Genomic DNA, 17,823 nt, shown 5'->3' on the forward strand with positions numbered 1-17,823 from the left:
CAAATAAGTTTCACCATCTAACTCCAATTGTATGAAAAGACCATTATCCCGCCTGATCCGAGAACTGCACCGCATTTGCCTGCTCGTAGCGGCGGTGGCCTGTTTCCTGACCGAAAATGCCCTGGCGCTCGCCGCCGACCGACAGATCTCCGGCAAAGTGGTGTCCGCCGAGGACAAAAACCCGCTGCCCGGCGTGACCATCATCGTGAAGGGAAAGAATACCGTTGGTACAGCCACTGATACCGATGGAAAATTTAAACTGGAAGTGCCCGAAGGAGCGACGCTTATCCTCAGCTACATCGGCTACATCAGCCAGGAAGTGCCCGTGGGCAACCAGAGCGAAGTGAATGTAGAGCTGGCGCCCGATCAGAAACAGTTGCAGGAAGTGGTCGTGATTGGATATGGTACCCAGAAAAAAGGCGACATTACCAGTTCTGTGGCGAGCATCAAGCGCGAAGATTTCGTTCAGGGAACGGTACGCGATGCGGCCCAGCTCGTGCAGGGCAAAGTGGCCGGCTTGCGCATTACCACGCCCAGCGGCTCCCCCACTTCCAACACGCAGATTAATTTGCGGGGGATTAATTCCATTGAGGGAACGGCAAACCCGCTCATCCTGATCGATGGCATCCCCGGCGGCCTGAACACCGTCGCGCCGGAAGACATCGAGTCCGTAGATGTGTTGAAGGACGGTTCAGCGGCGGCCATTTATGGTACCCGGGCAACGGGCGGCGTGATTTTGATCACCACCCGCAAGAACCGCGGCACTTCGCGATCTACCATCGAGTATTCCAATTATGTCAATATCCAATCCATCGCGCGTCGCCCCGAGCTGCTTACCGGTGACGATTACCGGCAGAAAATCAAGGAAGGAATCGACTACACCGACTATGGCGGCAATACCGACTGGCTTTCCGAGATCATGCAAAAGCCCGTGAGCCACAACCATAACCTGACGTTTTTCGGCGGGAACAGTACCACCAACTTCACTGGCTCGGTGAATTACCGCAACTGGGAAGGGATCTTTCTGAGGTCCGGGCAAAACCGCTTCACCGGCCGCGCGGATTTGAACCATTCGATGTTTAACAACAAACTGAAAACCAATTTGCAGCTCATCAACCGCATTACCCGTTCCAACGGTGCGGTGAGCCCGGCTAACGACGACGCGGCTTATGGCTACGCCTACCGCCAGGCGATCATCCGCAACCCTACTGATAAAGTAATCGGCGACAATGGTAAATGGCAGGAGCGCGACGGCTATTTCTACGAAAACCCGGTTTCGTTGCTCAACGAGTCGAACTTCAACAGCTCATTCAAAGAAATGCGGATGGCCGGTAGCCTCGATTACGCGCCGATCGACGACCTGAACTTCAAATTACTGGTTTCCAATGTACAAAACAGCAACCTCGAAGGTGGCTCCACGACATTCAACCACACCAGCACGCGCCTGGGTAACCAGAACGGCACAGCGTTCCGCAACACCTATGCCAACAATGAAAACCTGCTGGAATTGACCGGAAATTATTCCAAAACGATCGGTAAACACCGCTTTTCGGTACTCGGCGGGTATAGCTGGCAGGACGCTACCTATGAGGCATTTGCAGCCAGCAACTGGGATTTCCCGACCGATGCCTACGATTGGAACAACCTCGGCGCGGGTGGCGCATTGCAAAAAGGACAGGCAGCGATGAGCAGCACCAAAAACAAATGGCAGCTGGCCGGCTTCTTCGGAAGGGTTACTTACAGCCTGAGCGACAAGTACTTATTCATGGCAAGCGTGCGCCGCGAGGGTTCTTCCCGATTCGGGGTCAATAACCAATGGGGTACATTCCCGGCGGCGTCCATCGGCTGGCGCATCAGCAAGGAAAACTTCATGGGCGGCCTGGGCGCGGCCTCGGACATCAAACTCCGCGCGGGGATAGGCGTAACGGGCACGATCGCGAATAACCCGTATATGTCGCAGATCAGCTACAATTTCGACCGGGCGCAGGGTGCATTCATCGGCGGTAAATGGGTACCGGGCTTTGTGCCGGCACGTAACTTCAACCCCGATCTCCGCTGGGAGAAGAAAGAGGAATACAATGCGGGTGTAGATTTTGGTTTCCTGAAAAACCGCATCAACGGGTCGATCGACTTTTACAGCCGGAAGGTGAAAGACCTTCTCTATAATTTCCCTGTGCCGGTTCCCCCCTATCTAACGGGCAGCATGTTTATCAATGCCGGGGTAATGGAGAACAAAGGCCTGGAAGTATTGCTGAACATCGTGCCGATCCAGACCGGCGATTTCCAGTGGAACACCGGTTTGACCTACTCTACCAACCGCAACAAGCTCGTGAGCCTCTCGAACGAACAATTCCAGGCCGCAAACGACTTCTTCGACGCGGGATATACGGGTGAGCCGATCCAGGTGAGCACGCACCGCGTGAAAGTGGGCGAGCCGATCGGCCGGTTCTTCGTATGGAAGAGCGTGGGCGTGGACGACAAGGGCGCGTGGCTCGTCGAAAACAAGGAGGGCGAGGTGATCCCCATCGCCGATGCTACGCCGGAAGACCGCCAGTATTATGGTAATGGTATTCCAAAACACATTCTGGGCTGGAACAACAACATCCGCTACAAGCAGTTTGACCTCGCTGTGAACATGCGCGGCGCATTCGGATTTGACATTCTCAACTTCCAGAATATGTTTTACGGCAACCCGCGCAACAAGGCCTACAATATGCTCAAAACGGCCTACGACCCGATCGACGGCAAAGTGCTGACCAGCGACCTCGTGTACGTGTCGCATTATATCGAAAAGGGAGATTACTGGAAGGTCGACAATGTGACGCTCGGCTACACGCTGCCTGCCAATACGATCAAAGGCCTTAAAAATGCACGCATTTTCGTGTCGGGCCTTAACCTGGCGACCATTACCGGCTACACCGGCATCGACCCGGAGGGCGTCAGCTTCACCGGCTTCTCGCCCGGCAGTGACTACCGCGACAAGTACCCTACCACCCGGACATTCACCGCCGGCCTGAGCGTAACATTCTGATCCTCAAATCTTGCAAACAATGAAAAACAGAAATATAAGATACGCGGTCCTCGCTGCATTGCTCGCCGGAGCGCCGCTCTACTCCTGCACCGACCTGAACGAGGAAGTATATTCCGAGGTGCTCGGCAGCAGTTACCAGCCTACCGAGAAGGACCTTCCGGCGATTGTTGCGCCGGTGTACTCCTCATTGCGCTCGCTGATGCTCGGCTGGCAAGGCTACTTCGATTTGCAGGAAGAAGCCGCCGACGCGATCATCACGCCGGTCCGCCCGAATGGATGGGACGATGGCGGCACGTACCGCCGGATGCACCAGCACACGTGGACGTCGCTGCAATGGCAACCCGAAAACGCGTGGCGCCAGGCATTTGCCAGCATTACCACGGTAAACCGGGTGCTTTCCCAGATTGAAGACGGCGATTTGCCCATTACCAACGGCAAGGACGCCACCATCGCCGAGCTCCGCGCCGTGCGTGCATTTGCCTATTACCTTTTGCTGGATAACCACGGTAATGTGCCCATCGTGACCAATTTCAAGGACGTAACGCTTCCCGAGCAAAGCACCCGTAAGGAGGTTTATGAATTTGTGATTAAAGAACTGACGGAAGCGCTGCCCAACCTGAGCGAAAATGCGCAAACGACCTATGGCCAAATGAACAAATGGGGTGCGAAAACGCTCCTGGCTAAAATTTACCTGAATGCGCAGGTCTACACCGGCACCGCACAATGGGCGAAGGCGATCCAGGAGGCCGACGACGTGATCAAAAGTGGAAAATATACGCTGGATGCCAATTATTCGGATGTATTTACCTGGACTAACTTCAACTCGAAGGAAATCATCTTCGCAATTCCCTACGACGAAATCTACGGAACCGGCAACCAGATCCACATGAAAACGCTCGACCCGCTGAGCCGCTCCGTGTACCCGATGAACGCCGGCCCGTGGGGCGGAAACTGTGCCGTGCCGCAGTTTATCGACACTTACGACGCGGCCGACAGTCGCCTGGCCGACACCTGGATCATGGGCCCGCAGAAAAGTGCTGCCACCGGCGCCGTGGTGATCACCTACAACAAGGCCGTGCCAGGAATGGACAAAACCACGGTTCAGGACGGTTACCGCATTGGCAAATACAAAATCAAACCCAATGCCACCGGCAGCCTCGACAACGACTTCCCGTTCCTGCGCTATGCGGATGTGCTGATGATCAAGGCCGAGGCGTTACTGCGCACGGGCAAGGCGGCCGAAGCGGCGGAGATCGTTACCCAGGTACGCCAGCGCGCATTTAAAGGCACACCGGCGAAAGCGACCGTTACCGCGGCCGATCTGGCCAAGGGAAGCCGCTATAACTATGGCTACCAGGCCACCGACGGCACCATTACCGAGCGCCAGGGAGGCGACGACATCCAGTTCGGCCGCTTTCTCGACGAGCTGGGCTGGGAGTTCGCCGCGGAGGCCCACCGCCGCCAGGACCTGATCCGTTTCGGGGTGTACGAAACCAAGAAATGGTTCAACCACCGTCCGGCGTCGGCCCAGCGCGCGCTCTTCCCGATCCCGCAGAACGAGCTCGACAAGAACCCGAAACTCAAACAGAACCCGGGTTACTGATACATTTAATTTGGGTTAGGTAGTTCCTATTTGCTCACCGGACGAACTATATTTGTTTCGGTGGGCAAATTTTTGTTTTTATTCCAAAACCGATTTTATCTCATGTTTTCTAAATCAACATACTTAAACCGCAGACAGACACTTCAATCCGGACTCGGCAGCGGACTGCTGCTTTTCCTCGGCAATGAAGAAAGCGGCATGAACTACCGGGACAATGTATATCCGTTCCGCCAGGACAGCACATTTCTTTACTACTTCGGCATCGACCACGCGTCGCTCACCGCAGTGATCGACATCGACAATAACCGCGAAATCATCTTCGGCGACGAGCTCACCATCGACGACATCGTGTGGACCGGCCCCAAGGAACCGATCACCGAAAAAGCCGCCAAAGTGGGTGTTACCGAAGTAAAACCGACCTCGGCCATCGGCAGCTTTTTGAAGGACGCGGTATCGCGCGGCCAGACCATCCATTTCCTCCCGCCCTACCGCGGCGAGCATTACCTGAAATTGCAGGAGTGGCTGCATATCAATCCTGCCGAAGCCGCTCAAAAGGCTTCCGTGGCGTTCATAAAGGCGGTAGTATCCATGCGCTCGTACAAAACGGACGAAGAAGTGGCTGAAATCGAGAAGGCAGTGAATACCTCCGTGGACATGCACCTCGCATTCATGCGCAGGACACGCGCAGGCATGACCGAAAAGGAGATCGCCGGCAACCTGCAAAGCATCGCCATCGCGCAGGGCGGCGACATTTCCTACCCCATCATCCTCACTGTGAATGGCGAAATCCTGCACACGCACGCCCGCGACCTCGCCATCCGCGAAGGGCAAATGGCCCTCTGCGACGCCGGTGCGGAAACCGCCATGCATTACTGCGGCGACCTGACGCGCACCATTCCCGTGGGCAAATCGTTTAGCGGCATTCAGAAAGAAATGTACGAAATCGTGCTCCAAGCGCAGGAAGCAGCCATTGCAGCCTGCAAGCCGGGGGTTTTGTTTAAAGACATCCACAAACTGGCCTCGACAAAGCTCGTGGAAGGCATGAAACAAGTGGGCGTCGTAAAAGGCGACGTAGCTGAAGCCATCGAACACGACGTGCACACCCTCTTCTTCCAATGCGGCCTCGGCCACATGATGGGCCTCGACGTACATGACATGGAAAACCTGGGCGAACAATACGTCGGCTACACCGACGACCTGCAAAAAGGCACCGCTTTCGGATGGAAATCCCTCCGCCTGGGCCGCGCCCTCGAACCCGGTTTCGTCGTCACCGTAGAGCCCGGCCTCTACCTCATCCCCACCCTCATCGACCGCTGGAAAGCCGAAAACAAACTCTCGCAGTTCATCGACTATAACAAACTCGAACATTTTCGGAATTTCACCGGCATTCGTATTGAAGATAACCTTTTGATAACCGAAACCGGCAACCGGGTACTCGGGAAGGAACTGGTGAAAAGTGTAGCGGATGTGGAGGGGTTGAGGGAGTAATATAGTAAAGCGTGTGTGTTAACTTAGTTCGTTTTTATACATTTTAGCACACACTCTTTTGACTAAGTAATGCATTTACCCAAATACATGTGCACAGCAAACGAGTCCAAATCCTTGTTTGAATTTTTTAGTGAAGGCCCTCACGGACGAATCAGAAAACTGGTCGAATTCAGCAGGACCGAGGCAGCCAACGTGTATAATCTTGGCTTCGGTGATTTTGACAAGTTTTCCGGATGCATTGATGATCTCGCCGTTACCAATAATGGTGATAGCACAAAAGTACTTGCAACCGTCGCCACAACAGTGTACGAATTCACATCTGCATACCCAGATGCAATCATATTCGCCACCGGAAGCACCAAATCAAGAACCAGGCTTTATCGGATAGGAATCAATCGGCATTTAACTGAAATCCAAAGAGATTTCGTTATTTTTGGTAGTACCAACTATCTTATTTGGCAAGAATTTGTTCCCGGACGAGACTATAATGCATTCTTTCTGACCAAAAAAGAAAACCGTCAAGCACTATGGCAACAGCTAATAAAAATAAATCAGCGCAATCATCCACAGTAGTCGTGAAGAATCTGAGTCACTTGGAAGGCCGCATTCACTTTCCCGAAAAATTGCGGAAAGCCAATGAAATATTAGCAAAACTTAATTTTCCCAAATGGGAGGATTCTGACTAGTCCACCCATTTAGTGAATTCTCGGCACCAGGGGCTCAACCAAGCCATTGACCCGGCTATTTATAAAACTTCCACCCCGTCTTAAAATCACGGCTCAAACTCTGCTTCGTTAGCGTCGCACGTACCATTTCGATGGGCATGTTGTTTTCCTTCATGACCGCGTCGTGGAATTGCTTGAAGGTCATTTTCTTGCTGTCCACGAGTTCCTTTTTCAGGCTGAACAGTTGTAATCCGCCGATGAGATAGGCTACCTGGTATAGCGGGCTGTAATTTCCTTCGAACGAGCGCCTTACTTCCCCTTCCGCATTCGCACGCTCGTGACCCACGCGGTCGACGAGGAAGTCGATGCATTCCTGTGGGGTCCATTTGCCGAGGTGGTAGTTGAGTGAGAATATAATGCGAGCGCAGCGGTGCATTCGCCAGAACAGCATCCCGATCCGCTCCTCGGGCGTTTTGGCGAAGCCTTTGTCGTACAGCAGCAGCTCCCAGTACAGCGCCCAGCCCTCCGTCCAGAAAGGGGTACGGAAATCGTTGCGGTAGGATTTGTACCGGCTGCTCATGTAGTATTGCAAATGGTGCCCCGGAACAAGCTCGTGGTGCACGGTGGAACGGGAGAAGTACGGGTTGTTGCCCCGCATGCTCATCAGCTTGTCGTCGTGCGCCATGGTGTTGGTCGGGTAGGAAATGATAATGTCCCTCCCGCCTAAAAAAAACGGGTTAATGAGCTGCCTTTCGGGTGTCATCATTTGCATTCCCCAGGTTTCGTCGGCAATCTCGGGGTATTCGATGAGGTCGTTTTTGAGTATAAAATCCTTTGCGTCGTTGTAAAGTTTCAGGATCAGTTCCGGCTGCGTTCCTGCGGGGACGTAGCTGTTTTTAACCTTTTCCTGCGCTTTTTTCCAATCTTTTCCAAAACCCATTTCCGCCGAAGCTTTCAGCAGCTCCCGGTCGCACCAGGCAAATTCCTTGTTTGCCAGCTCGATGAGCTCGTCGGGCGTGTAGCTGATCATTTCAGTGCCCAGCTGGCGAATGAGCTCTTCCGGGCCGATCGGTACGCCTTTAATGCCGCTGGCGTCCTCCTTCTGCGTCGTATTCAGTTTTCCCTTGCTGCGGATCAGCTTCGCATAGCCCAGGAGCGTGCTGTCCAGCGTTTTGTAGGGTTTTGGCACCCACCAGGTGAACATGGGGTCGTAGCCGTTGTAAAACTCAAATGTACTCTTCAAACGTGCTTCCAGTCCGTTCACCGCTTCGGCACCGATGCGCGACAGCGGCATATCGAGCGATTCGAGCTTCTTGAATGCCTCTTCCGCCTTCTTTACTTCTTTTTGCAGGTCGTTCAGCTTCGCGGCCACAGCCTGACCATCCACGGTAGCGCCACGGCGACGGCCTTTTTCCAGTTCGTAAATGCCGGCAGCGAAGGGAATGTACCGTTCGATCTGCGCATATTCCTTTTCCTCCTGGCTGAGCGAAAGCAAATGGTCGTCTATATTCCGTTTCAGCAGCAGATAATCCACTTTGCCGTAAATGCTCATCGCATTGAAATCCACTTTGCCGAGCTTTGCCAGGTAGTCATTATCCACTTCCCGGAGCCGCTTCCGCTGTTCCGGCGACGCCAACGCCGATCCGCCCCGCTGCCCGCGTCCTTCCGCAGGCATGGGGCCATAAAAGTAGTTTACCGCCCGAACGTCCTGCGCATAACGGATCACCAGGCCCGCCACTTCGCTGGTTTGTTCATAGAGGTTAAAATTGGATTGGGAAGATTGCGCCGCCGCACCGAAAGCTGCCAGCCAGCAAAACAGGAAAACCGCCCAACGCGGGCGCGTCACGTAGTTATGCGTCATAAGGTTCAGGATATTTGAAATGGATTTTACCAAAAATACCCTAAAATCCCTGACGAAACGTGCCGGGTTTTAATCATTTCTTGACGGATTTTAGCAAGAGGCCCATTAGCCTGGATCACCGTCATTTTTTGCATGAGCAACGGGTAAATGAATGCAACCGCTCCTACGCTTGCAAATCCAGCAAACGCGCGCGGGCGAGTTCCGATCGGTAGCGCCCGATGATCGCCTTCAAGGTTTCGCCGGTGCCCTTGATCACCATTTTGTTGAGGTTGTACTGCGACATATCCATCGCCACGGCGATCTCCTGGATGGTCAGGTGCTCGTTCCGCTGCAACATTTTGCGCACGTCATTCAGCACACGGTCGGTTTCTTCGCTGTATTGCGCGGCAGGTTCGGGGCGGTGGGAGTCGGCGAGGTTGCGCTTCACCAGGTTCACGAGCAATGCCACCGAGTTGGTGACGAGCTCGCGACTGCTTTCCTGCACATGTGCCAGTTCGGTTTCGATCAGGCGCACGAGCTGCGTTACGGCCAGGCGGTCGGTTTCGCTGCGGAGCTCATTCTGGCGTAGGAAGCTGGGTACCGAAAACAGGTCTCGCACGGCCCGGAACATGCCCGAAAAGCCGCTGAGAGGATCCGCCGCCCCGGCGATGCGGAACGGATCGAAGAAAATGGTAAGCAAGTTTGTCCTGTAAAAGGACTTGAAGTGAATCGGGTGGCCGGGGGAAAGGAGAAAGATCGCCTGCTCTTCGTAATGCCACGAATCGTCGTCGCAGGATAAAACACCCTCCCCCTCCGTGACAAACGCAATACCAAACAAGCCGCCGTAGCGGGATGACTTTTCAAGCTCGCGGGCTTCGCAGCTAACCAGATTCAGGGTTTGGTCGATATTGAATTCTTTCATCACGTTGAAGAAGGGTTTAGGAATAGTCACCTTCATTCGCCAGCATCACAAAACACTCACGAACACAGGGTTTAGGTTTATGGTCAACTTACTGTTCGTTTTGGTTAAAACACAGTCAGTAACCAAAGATGTATACCATCGGTTAAAACAAAAAATCAAAGGTGACCAATGCCGGATTTCAGATGCCGAATGCCCGGATTGCAAGGAAGAAGGAAAATTAGCGAACGGTTATTTACCGAGCCATTGCTTGAAATCGGCCATCCGGTCGCCGCTGACGAACACTTCCTGCGACGTTGCCGGCGTGAGTTCGAGTTTCAAACGGCCGGCCGAAACCGTGTAGATCGAGCGGATGCTGTTCAGCGAAATAATGAGCGAACGGTTAATGCGGAAAAATTCTTTCGGGTTCAGCAGCTGCGCCAGTTTGTCCAGACTGTAATCCATTGCGAGGTGCTGGCCGTCGTATGTGCGCAGGAAGGTCGCCTTTTGCTCAATGGTGAAATAGGCGATTTCGCTCGTGCGGATGCTGAACAGCTTCTGTCCGGCCGTGGCGAGGAAACGCTCCTTGTACCCTTCGTCGCCCGACTGGTACATGGCCATCAGTGTGGCGAAATCCGGCATGGGCGCCACGGCCGATTTGGCGTGCAATGCCACGAATTTGTCGATTGCGACGGACAGTTCTGATTTATCAACCGGTTTGAGCAGGTAATCCACGCTGTTGGCTTTGAATGCTTTGAGCGTGTACTCGCTGTATGCGGTTGTAAAAATGATGGGAATAGTGAGTTTGAGCTCTTCGATGATTTTGAAAGCGAGGTCGTCTTCCAGGTGTAAGTCCATGAAAATCAGGTCGGGCCGGACATTAACGGGATCGCTCAGCCACTGAATGCTTTCGCGCACCGACGATAACTTCGCCATTACATTGATTTTCGGGTCATATTTATTCACGAGGCTTTCCAGCCGGTTGGCACTGAGCGACTCGTCCTCGATAATAAGCACATTCATGAAAGCAGGGGCACTTTTACTGTAAAACAGCCATCGGTTTTGTCCACCATTACCGGCTTGTCGATGAGCAGTTTATAACGATTTACAATATTCTGAAGTCCCAGCCGCGTGGATGACTCCGGCAACTCGCGGACTTGCAGCGGATTACTGATCACCAGGTAGTCACCGTCCACGCCGATCGTGATCAGCAGCGGATTGCTGGCCGACATCCGGTTATGTTTCACGGCATTTTCAACAAGCAGTTGCAGGGTAAGCGGCACGATCGAGTACTTTTCGCGCTCCTGGCAGGAAATGCGGATATCCAGGTTCAGCTTGTTTTCGAAGCGGATCATGAGCAGGAACATGTACGTTTCCAGAAACTCCACTTCGGTAGCGAGCTTGATGGAGTCATAAACCGATTTTTCGAGAATATAGCGATACGCTTTCGATAACTGGTTGATGAATTTGACGGAAAGCTCCTGGTTCGTCTCCACGAGCGTGGTGAGGACGCTGAAATTGTTGAACAGAAAGTGCGGGCTCACCTGGTTTTTCAATGCATTGAAATGGGCCGTCGCGTTTTCCTTCTGCAAACGCTCCTCGTTGATCACCACCCGTTGCAGGCGCTCGTACACGCGCTTGTTGGCCGCCAGGTAGTATTCGGCCATGAGCGCCATGACCGTAATGCTCGTATTGGCGCGTTGTTTCAGCACGGGCGAATTGTTCAGCGTAATGGGCAGCACATCAAAGCTTTTTTTCTCAAAAACCGCCTCCATCCAATGCCAGAGATACCGGTACCAATGGTTAAACACCATAGCCAGACCGATCGCTACTACAAGCATAATTGCCTGGTTCAGAATGCGATGCCGTTCGGGAAAGTCCTCACCCAGGAAACGCGTGGTAATGTATTGCAGCCATTCGATCACATTGATCCACAATACGAAAAACGCAATGCTGAAAACCAGCTCCATGGTCCAGAGCGGAAGCCGGTGCCAGAAAATCGGCATGTCGATCTGTAAAACGTTCATATATATGCGTATAGGCACATATATGACCGCCAGGCCCAGGCCCAGCTCCCATTTATGACGGCTGGTAAGACGTGATGTGATCGGGGACTGCATTGAATTGCGTATTCAGAACCTCAAAAGTAAACAAAGTAGCATTAACTGCGATCTACTATTTTCGGGGCGTCAGTCAGCCTTTTCTGCCGGACGGGGCTTGTGCGGGTCCAGTTGCGGAAAGCGCGGTGAAATGCGCTCGGCTCGGCATAGCCCAGCACTTCGGAAATGGCGTACACCTTCGCATCCGTATTGCGTAGAAGGCTCACGGCCAGCTCCTTTTTCAGTCCGGCGGCCAGCGAACGGTAACTTTCGCCATCCTCGTGCAACCGGCGCTGAAACGAGCGCTCGCTCAGATTCAAATGACCGGCAATGATTTCGAGCGATGGTATTCTACCCCCGAAATCGCGCGCGATCACGGCCCTTACCTGCGCGCCGAACCGCTCCGACTGACCGCTGGCCGCACTTTTTTCACGGAGGATTTGTGCAAACGAGGCATATAGCGATTCATCGGCGCTGATGAGCCGCGTATCGCCCAGGCCGCGCTCAAATACTACCCGGTTTTGGGCTTTTCCAAAATACACGGGGCACCTCAGTAGCTGCTCGTAAGTGGCTTTGGGAACCGGCGTCTGCAAAACCAGTTCGGCCCTGACCGGACAGATTTGTTTTCCCGTAAGGATCTGAATGTGGTTAAAAATGCCGGCAACCGCCATTTCAACGCCCTGGCGTGCAGTTTCGGGCGAAACCTGCTCCCAAAGTGGATGCACCTTGAAAATCAGTTCGAACTCCTTGCCGTCCACAAAATCGTACGATATCCAGCCCGAGACGGTTTGCTGGTATTTCACTACTTGAGCGTAAGCCTCTTTCAATGTGCGGCAGCTTTGCATTAAATACCCCAGCACGCCGAATATCGAAGGATTATTGGCCTGCCCGATGTGCAGGCCGGCAGCCTGGTCGCCCGTGGACCTTACCACCTCGGTCCAGAGATCGATGATCGGCTGCACGCCTTCAATGCGCTTATCCGCGTCGGTGAGGTCCGCCGGGCTGATCCCCAATGCCGCGCATAAGCGCCCGGGGTCGCCGCCTCTTTCGACGGCGGCATACACGATATTTCGTAAAACGCGCACAGTTCCGTACATAACCTGCTGAATGGCGTGAAAAACTTCGACCTGGCGTAAAGTACCACAATCCTGGCGTAATGCGTCATCCGTTTCGGGCAGCAGACCGGATTGTTTTGTACTGTCAAATCAAAATTAAATAAAACAGCCATGGAAACACTTACCGTACCCGAACTCGCCCAAACCAAATCTCTGCAACGCGTGATCTCCAACCAGGAGTACACCGTTACCTTCCTCACCACCGCCGCCGAAAGCCGCAACAGGCTTACGGAAATGGAAGTGGTACTGCTGCCCGGCGGCGGCAACGAGCTGCACACGCACCTCAATTTCGCAGAAACGTTTATCCCGGTTAAAGGCACCCTCGAAGTGCAGCTGGGCTCCAAGAAATTGCTTCTCGAACCCGGCGAGCGATATACGGTGCCGGTGGGTGTGCCCCACAATTTCACTAACCCGGGCAACAAACCAGTGCATTTCCGGGTGGTGATCGAGCCGGGTCACGAGGGCTTCGAATACTCGCTGCGCATGCTCTACGGCCTCGCGAATGCCGGCCGCGCCGATATTCGCAACTGGGACGACCTGATGAGTGTGGCCGTTATCCTCGGGATCAGCGAAATGCGGCTTTGTGGCAAAAAGGCGATCCTTAACCCATTCATCCCGCTGCTGTACCGCGTGGCACGCAGGAAAGGCATCGAGGAGGAAATGATCCGGAAGTATTGTGTTTAGTACAAAAACAAATGCCCGGTCGAACGACCGGGCATTTGCCTGTTTTATAGCGCAAAACTGCTTATTTGCTTTCTGCATACTTCTTAAAATTATCCAGTATCGCCTGCCAGCCGGCTTGCTGAAACTCGACCGGATGCGTGTTTTCCGGATCGAAAGTCTCGACGACCTTCGTGCCATCACCTTCCTGTTCGAACGACACGGTTACCTTCCGGCCGTCGCCCAGGGTGTAGGCCAGGTAACGGTTTTCCTCCACTTCGGTGTAAGTACCGCCGAAATCGAAGCTGAAACTGCCGTCTTTGGCGGCCATGGTGGTTTTGATGCTGCCGCCTACCCGCAAGTCGTTTTCGGAAAACGGCGCATGCCAGTCGTCCGATGCGAAGCACCACTGGGTAATGTGCTCCGGCGCATTCCATTTGTTCCAGACTTCCGCTACGGGTGCATTGATTGTCGCTTGTACAGTTACAGGTTGTGTTGTCGTTTCCATTTCTTTGTGTTTTTTAGTGATTGATTGATGTTACAAAGTTGCCGGGTTTCGGCGAAACGGAGCGATGCCTGTTGCGACAAAAAGCGGGTGCAATTACGTCACCCGCTTCCAAACTGCCATTTATTTTACCGCAAGGGCCTTTTTTACCGCCGGAGCGACATGCGTGCCGAGCAATTCGATGGACTTCATCAGGTCCTTGTGCGCAGGCGCACCCACGTCCGTATGCATCAGAAAGCGCGTGAGCCCGAACATCTCCTGATGGTAAAGGATCTTGTCCACCACGGCCGCAGGCTCTCCTACGAACAATGCGCCATTGCGGGTTTGCCCGCCTTCGAACTGCGAGCGCGTGTAAGGCGCCCAGCCCCGGCTGCGGCCCACCCGGTCCATTTGCGCAGCGTACGACGGAAAGTAAGTATCGTTCAGCGCCTTGCCGTCCAGCCCGATAAGCCCGTGCGAATGCGTTGCCAGCTGCATTTTGGCCGGATCGTGGCCTGCTTCGAGGTATTCTGTTTTATATAATTCAAAAAACGGCTGAAACTGGGACGGCATACCGCCGATGATCGCGATGATCAATGGCAAACCGAGCCGCGCCGCGCGCACTACCGACTGCGGCGTGCCGCCCACAGCCACCCAGATGTCCAGGTTATTGTTCACCGCCCTCGGCAAAACCTCCTGCCTGTCGAGCGTTGCGCGGTACTTGCCTTTCCAGGTAATCACGTCGTTTTCATTGATTTCCTTCAACAATTGCAGCTTTTCCGAAAACAGGCCGTTGTAATCATTCAAATCATAGCCAAAGAGCGGAAACGATTCGATGAAGCTCCCGCGGCCGACCGTGATTTCCGCGCGGCCTCCCGAAATGAGGTCCACCGTCGAAAAGTTCTGGTAGATGCGCACCGGATCAGCCGAGCTGAGCACGGTCACCGAGCTGGTCAGTTTGATGTTTTTCGTAACCGAAGCCGCCGCTGCAAGGATGATTTCCGGCGCTGACACCGCGAAATCCGGGCGGTGGTGCTCCCCTATCCCGAAAACATCGAGCCCTACCTCATCGGCCAGCTTGATTTCCTCCAACATATCCTGCAAACGCTCCTGCGGCGACTGAAAAGAACGGGTGGCATTGTTAAAAGCCAGGTCCCCGAACATACTGATTCCTATTTCCATTTCCTGTTTGTTTTTCGTCTTTGTCTAAGCCAGGCATTACTGCAAGGCAACGAAAATACAACCAGCAACCCGGTGTTTAGATTCCGCAAGGAGGCTTTTGAAGCGGTATCCAAAAGTATAGCGAGCGTGGGGTACGACGGCCTACTCACTCTTCAAACTCCTCACCGGATTCACCATGGCCGCCCTTACCGATTGAAAACTGATAGTAAACACGGCGATCAGCACGGCGATAATGCCAGCCAGGGCGAACATCCACCATTCGATATTGATCTGATAAGCAAAGCCTTGCAGCCAATGCTTCATAATGTACCAGGCTACCGGAGATGCCAGCACGATGGCCATGACGACGAGTTTCAGAAAATCTTTGGAAAGCAGCCCCACAATGCCCGCTACCGAGGCACCCAACACCTTACGCACGCCGATTTCCTTGGTACGCTGCTCGGCGGTGAATGCCGCCAAGCCGAATAGCCCGAGGCAGGAAATGAATATTGCCAGGAATGCGAAATACCCCGCCAGCTTGCCGACGATCTGCTCACTTTGGTATTGCCGCGCATATTCCTGATCGGTAAATGCATAAGTAAACGGTACGTTAGGATTAAATTTCTTGCATATCTGCTCGATGGCCGCCAGTGTTTCGGGCGTTTTACCCGCCTGAATGCGGATCACCACGCTGCCCTGCGGCTGGCGTGCGCCCAGGTAGGCAATCAGCGGACGAATGGCCTTGTGCAGCGACTCGAAGTGAAAATCTTTCAAAACGCCCACAATGCGGACTTTCGACTGGCCCCAATTTATTTCCCGGCCAACGGGATTTTTGAGGCCCATTACTTTCACAGCCGTCTGGTTGACGAGCACGCCGCTCGAATCCGTCGGGAAATCCTTCGAAAAATCGCGACCGTCGGCCATTTTCAGGTTCATGGTTTTGGTAAAATCATAACCAACACCCACGGGCGTGAACCGGACCTGTTCGGTCGGGTTGCTGCCCGGCCAGGTAATGCCGTCGGTGCCGTTGCCGTTGGACGCGGGATTGGCGGTCATGTGGGTGACCTGTTTGATGCCTGTAACCTGCGTGAGTTGTTCTTTTAACAGGTCGAATTTGGAGAAAAGGTCGCCTTCAATGGGAAAATAGACGAGGTTCTCACGGTCGAAACCAAGGTTTTTATTTTGTACAAAACCTACCTGCCGGTAAATAATGATCATACCCACGATGAGGATCACCGACAGCCCGAACTGGAACACCACCAGCCCCTGCCGCACCCATACCGAGCTGGAATCGAATTTCAGGGCACCTTTGAGAATGCGCACCGGATTGAGCGACGATAGGAAAAATGCAGGGTAACTCCCCGCCAGCAGGCCCGTTAACACAAGCAGCCCGCCGATCACCGCCCAGAACACCGGCTCCGAAAAAGGCAACGCCATCTGCTTGCCTGTGAGGTTGTTGAATGCGGGCAAGAGCAGCGTCACCAGCAACACGGCCATGACCGCAGATAGTGTCGCAATCAGCAATGCCTCGCCCATAAACTGTCCGGCCAGCATCGAGCGCATGGCGCCTACCACCTTCCTCACGCCCACTTCCTTCGCCCGCCGCGACGATCGTGCCGTAGCGAGGTTCATAAAATTAATGCAGGCAATAAGCAGGATAAACACGGCTACAAAGCTAAAAAGCCGCACATACTCAATGCGCCCGCCGTCCATTTTGGCGTCTTTGATATTGCTGTTCAGGTAATATTCATGGAAAGGCTGCATGGCCAGCTGCGTCTTGTAGGGCTTATCGCCGTCGCGGTTTGTTTTGTCGAGCAGGTGGAGCATTTTGGCTTCCACCTTGGCGGGATCGGCATCTTTCCGGAGTTTAAAAAAGGTTACCGGATCGGTATTACTCCAGTGCGTGGCCCAGTTGTTGTCGTCCACATAGGCATCCCAGGTCATGAGGCAATCGAATTGCAGGGAACTGTTGGTTCCTATATTTTCGAAAACGCCCGAAACGGTCATTTCCTTGCGGTTGTCGTAGCGGATCGCCTTCCCTATGGCAGCCTCGGGAGTTCCGAAAAACGCTTCGGCCATATTACGCGAAATCACGATGTTGCTCTTGTCGCGTAATGCCCCCTCAGGAGTTCCCTGCAAGAGCTTGTAGCTGAACATTTTAAAGAAATCCGCGCCCCCCCAGTTGGTCGCCTGCTTGTGAATTTTATTACCAACAGAAAAGGTCTGCTGAATGGTCCAGGAAAACGGCGTGCTCATTTCGATCTCGGGAACCGACTTTTTCAGCTCTTCGGCCAGCGGCCCGGGCGTCCAGATCACGCCCTGCACCTTCCCGCTGAAATGTTCGCGCATGTAAATCCGGTACAGCTGGTCCTTGTTGGCATGAAACGAATCCACGGCGCGTTCGTCGCGGATCCAGAGCAGGATCATGAGGCTGCACGCCATCCCGAGCGCAAGCCCGAGGACATTAATGGCAGAAAATGTTTTGCTTTTGAGCAGGTTACGAAATGCGATTTTGAAGTAATTCTGAATCATGGCTGCACTAAAGGAATAGGTTTCGGAATAGTCGTTTACCCTTTTCGGGCGGGCGAACGGCCGCATGAGCCGGATTGCCGCGAGGGCATATTTCCGGTCGGCGGCCGGCTTGCCGAGGCTTTCGAGCCAGTAGGCGTACATTTCGAGCATATCGCCCTGCAATTCTTCACGTGCATCCGGATGAGACCAGCGTGCAAGCAGTCGGATAGCCCAGCGCGGCGGATGGTGATTAGCGTGCGGCTCCATA

13 protein-coding genes are annotated in these 17,823 nt (G+C 53.8%); 5 read left to right on the top strand and 8 right to left on the bottom strand.

Going from position 1 to position 17,823, the window contains the following annotated elements; all coding sequences use genetic code 11:
- Positions 1-31: 31 nt before the first annotated feature.
- The 4 genes from DFER_RS07085 (at position 32) to DFER_RS07100 (ending at position 6,695) form a co-directional block, all read left to right on the top strand.
- On the top strand, positions 32-3,031 hold the full coding sequence (locus tag DFER_RS07085) for a SusC/RagA family TonB-linked outer membrane protein (RefSeq protein WP_015810938.1): 3,000 nt from the start codon (positions 32-34) through the stop codon (positions 3,029-3,031).
- Between the two features lie 19 nt (positions 3,032-3,050).
- On the top strand, positions 3,051-4,634 hold the full coding sequence (locus DFER_RS07090; protein ID WP_015810939.1) for a RagB/SusD family nutrient uptake outer membrane protein: 1,584 nt from the start codon (positions 3,051-3,053) through the stop codon (positions 4,632-4,634).
- 102 nt (positions 4,635-4,736) lie between these two features.
- Complete coding sequence (locus DFER_RS07095; protein WP_015810940.1) at positions 4,737-6,122, top strand: aminopeptidase P family protein; 1,386 nt, start codon at positions 4,737-4,739, stop codon at positions 6,120-6,122.
- A gap of 114 nt (positions 6,123-6,236) precedes the next feature.
- Complete coding sequence (locus DFER_RS07100) at positions 6,237-6,695, top strand: DUF6934 family protein (protein ID WP_187293434.1); 459 nt, start codon at positions 6,237-6,239, stop codon at positions 6,693-6,695.
- 168 nt (positions 6,696-6,863) lie between these two features.
- Here DFER_RS07100 and DFER_RS07105 read toward each other — a convergent pair whose 3' ends face one another.
- The 5 genes from DFER_RS07105 to DFER_RS07125 form a co-directional block, all read right to left on the bottom strand.
- Positions 6,864-8,648 (bottom strand): DUF885 family protein, encoded by a 1,785-nt coding sequence (locus tag DFER_RS07105; RefSeq protein ID WP_015810942.1) that lies wholly within the window; start codon positions 8,646-8,648, stop codon positions 6,864-6,866.
- 163 nt (positions 8,649-8,811) lie between these two features.
- The gene (locus tag DFER_RS07110) at positions 8,812-9,549 is read right to left on the bottom strand and encodes a helix-turn-helix transcriptional regulator (RefSeq protein WP_041736044.1); all 738 of its coding nucleotides are present in this window, start codon (positions 9,547-9,549) and stop codon (positions 8,812-8,814) included.
- A 228-nt stretch (positions 9,550-9,777) separates the two neighbouring features.
- Positions 9,778-10,548 carry a LytR/AlgR family response regulator transcription factor gene (locus DFER_RS07115; RefSeq protein ID WP_015810944.1) on the bottom strand — a complete coding sequence of 257 codons (771 nt, stop codon included), beginning with the start codon at positions 10,546-10,548 and terminating at the stop codon, positions 9,778-9,780.
- A complete protein-coding gene (locus DFER_RS07120) occupies positions 10,545-11,552 on the bottom strand; it encodes a sensor histidine kinase (RefSeq protein WP_229206198.1) in 1,008 nt (335 codons plus the stop codon). Before DFER_RS07120 ends, DFER_RS07115 begins: the two co-directional genes overlap by 4 nt.
- Before the next feature lie 134 nt (positions 11,553-11,686).
- Positions 11,687-12,721: an AraC family transcriptional regulator gene (locus DFER_RS07125; RefSeq protein WP_015810946.1), complete on the bottom strand. Its 1,035-nt coding sequence runs from the start codon at positions 12,719-12,721 to the stop codon at positions 11,687-11,689.
- Positions 12,722-12,850: 129 nt separating this feature from the next.
- On the opposite strand from DFER_RS07125, the gene DFER_RS07130 reads away from it, so the two are divergent.
- Complete coding sequence (locus DFER_RS07130) at positions 12,851-13,423, top strand: cupin domain-containing protein (RefSeq protein WP_015810947.1); 573 nt, start codon at positions 12,851-12,853, stop codon at positions 13,421-13,423.
- A 61-nt stretch (positions 13,424-13,484) separates the two neighbouring features.
- Here DFER_RS07130 and DFER_RS07135 read toward each other — a convergent pair whose 3' ends face one another.
- The 3 genes from DFER_RS07135 to DFER_RS07145 all read right to left on the bottom strand — a co-directional run bounded on the left by DFER_RS07135 (position 13,485) and on the right by DFER_RS07145 (position 17,822).
- The gene (locus tag DFER_RS07135; protein ID WP_015810948.1) at positions 13,485-13,907 is read right to left on the bottom strand and encodes an SRPBCC family protein; all 423 of its coding nucleotides are present in this window, start codon (positions 13,905-13,907) and stop codon (positions 13,485-13,487) included.
- 120 nt (positions 13,908-14,027) lie between these two features.
- Entirely contained in the window at positions 14,028-15,065 is a 1,038-nt protein-coding gene (locus tag DFER_RS07140) for an LLM class flavin-dependent oxidoreductase (protein ID WP_015810949.1), read from the bottom strand.
- A 141-nt stretch (positions 15,066-15,206) separates the two neighbouring features.
- The gene (locus DFER_RS07145; RefSeq protein WP_222837310.1) at positions 15,207-17,822 is read right to left on the bottom strand and encodes an ABC transporter permease; all 2,616 of its coding nucleotides are present in this window, start codon (positions 17,820-17,822) and stop codon (positions 15,207-15,209) included.
- Position 17,823 lies beyond the last annotated feature (1 nt).

Source organism: Dyadobacter fermentans DSM 18053, from assembly GCF_000023125.1.
Taxonomy (GTDB): domain Bacteria; phylum Bacteroidota; class Bacteroidia; order Cytophagales; family Spirosomataceae; genus Dyadobacter; species Dyadobacter fermentans.

Bases quoted from the DNA above. Each gene is read 5' to 3' on its own strand.
- DFER_RS07085 (WP_015810938.1), top strand. From the start codon at position 32: ATGAAAAGACCATTATCCCGCCTGATCCGAGAACTGCACCGCATTTGC.
- DFER_RS07090 (WP_015810939.1), top strand. From the start codon at position 3,051: ATGAAAAACAGAAATATAAGATACGCGGTCCTCGCTGCATTGCTCGCC.
- DFER_RS07095 (WP_015810940.1), top strand. From the start codon at position 4,737: ATGTTTTCTAAATCAACATACTTAAACCGCAGACAGACACTTCAATCC.
- DFER_RS07105 (WP_015810942.1), bottom strand. From the start codon at position 8,648: ATGACGCATAACTACGTGACGCGCCCGCGTTGGGCGGTTTTCCTGTTT.
- DFER_RS07110 (WP_041736044.1), bottom strand. From the start codon at position 9,549: ATGAAAGAATTCAATATCGACCAAACCCTGAATCTGGTTAGCTGCGAA.
- DFER_RS07115 (WP_015810944.1), bottom strand. From the start codon at position 10,548: ATGAATGTGCTTATTATCGAGGACGAGTCGCTCAGTGCCAACCGGCTG.
- DFER_RS07120 (WP_229206198.1), bottom strand. From the start codon at position 11,552: ATGAACGTTTTACAGATCGACATGCCGATTTTCTGGCACCGGCTTCCG.
- DFER_RS07125 (WP_015810946.1), bottom strand. From the start codon at position 12,721: ATGTACGGAACTGTGCGCGTTTTACGAAATATCGTGTATGCCGCCGTC.
- DFER_RS07130 (WP_015810947.1), top strand. From the start codon at position 12,851: ATGGAAACACTTACCGTACCCGAACTCGCCCAAACCAAATCTCTGCAA.
- DFER_RS07135 (WP_015810948.1), bottom strand. From the start codon at position 13,907: ATGGAAACGACAACACAACCTGTAACTGTACAAGCGACAATCAATGCA.
- DFER_RS07140 (WP_015810949.1), bottom strand. From the start codon at position 15,065: ATGGAAATAGGAATCAGTATGTTCGGGGACCTGGCTTTTAACAATGCC.
- DFER_RS07145 (WP_222837310.1), bottom strand. From the start codon at position 17,822: ATGGAGCCGCACGCTAATCACCATCCGCCGCGCTGGGCTATCCGACTG.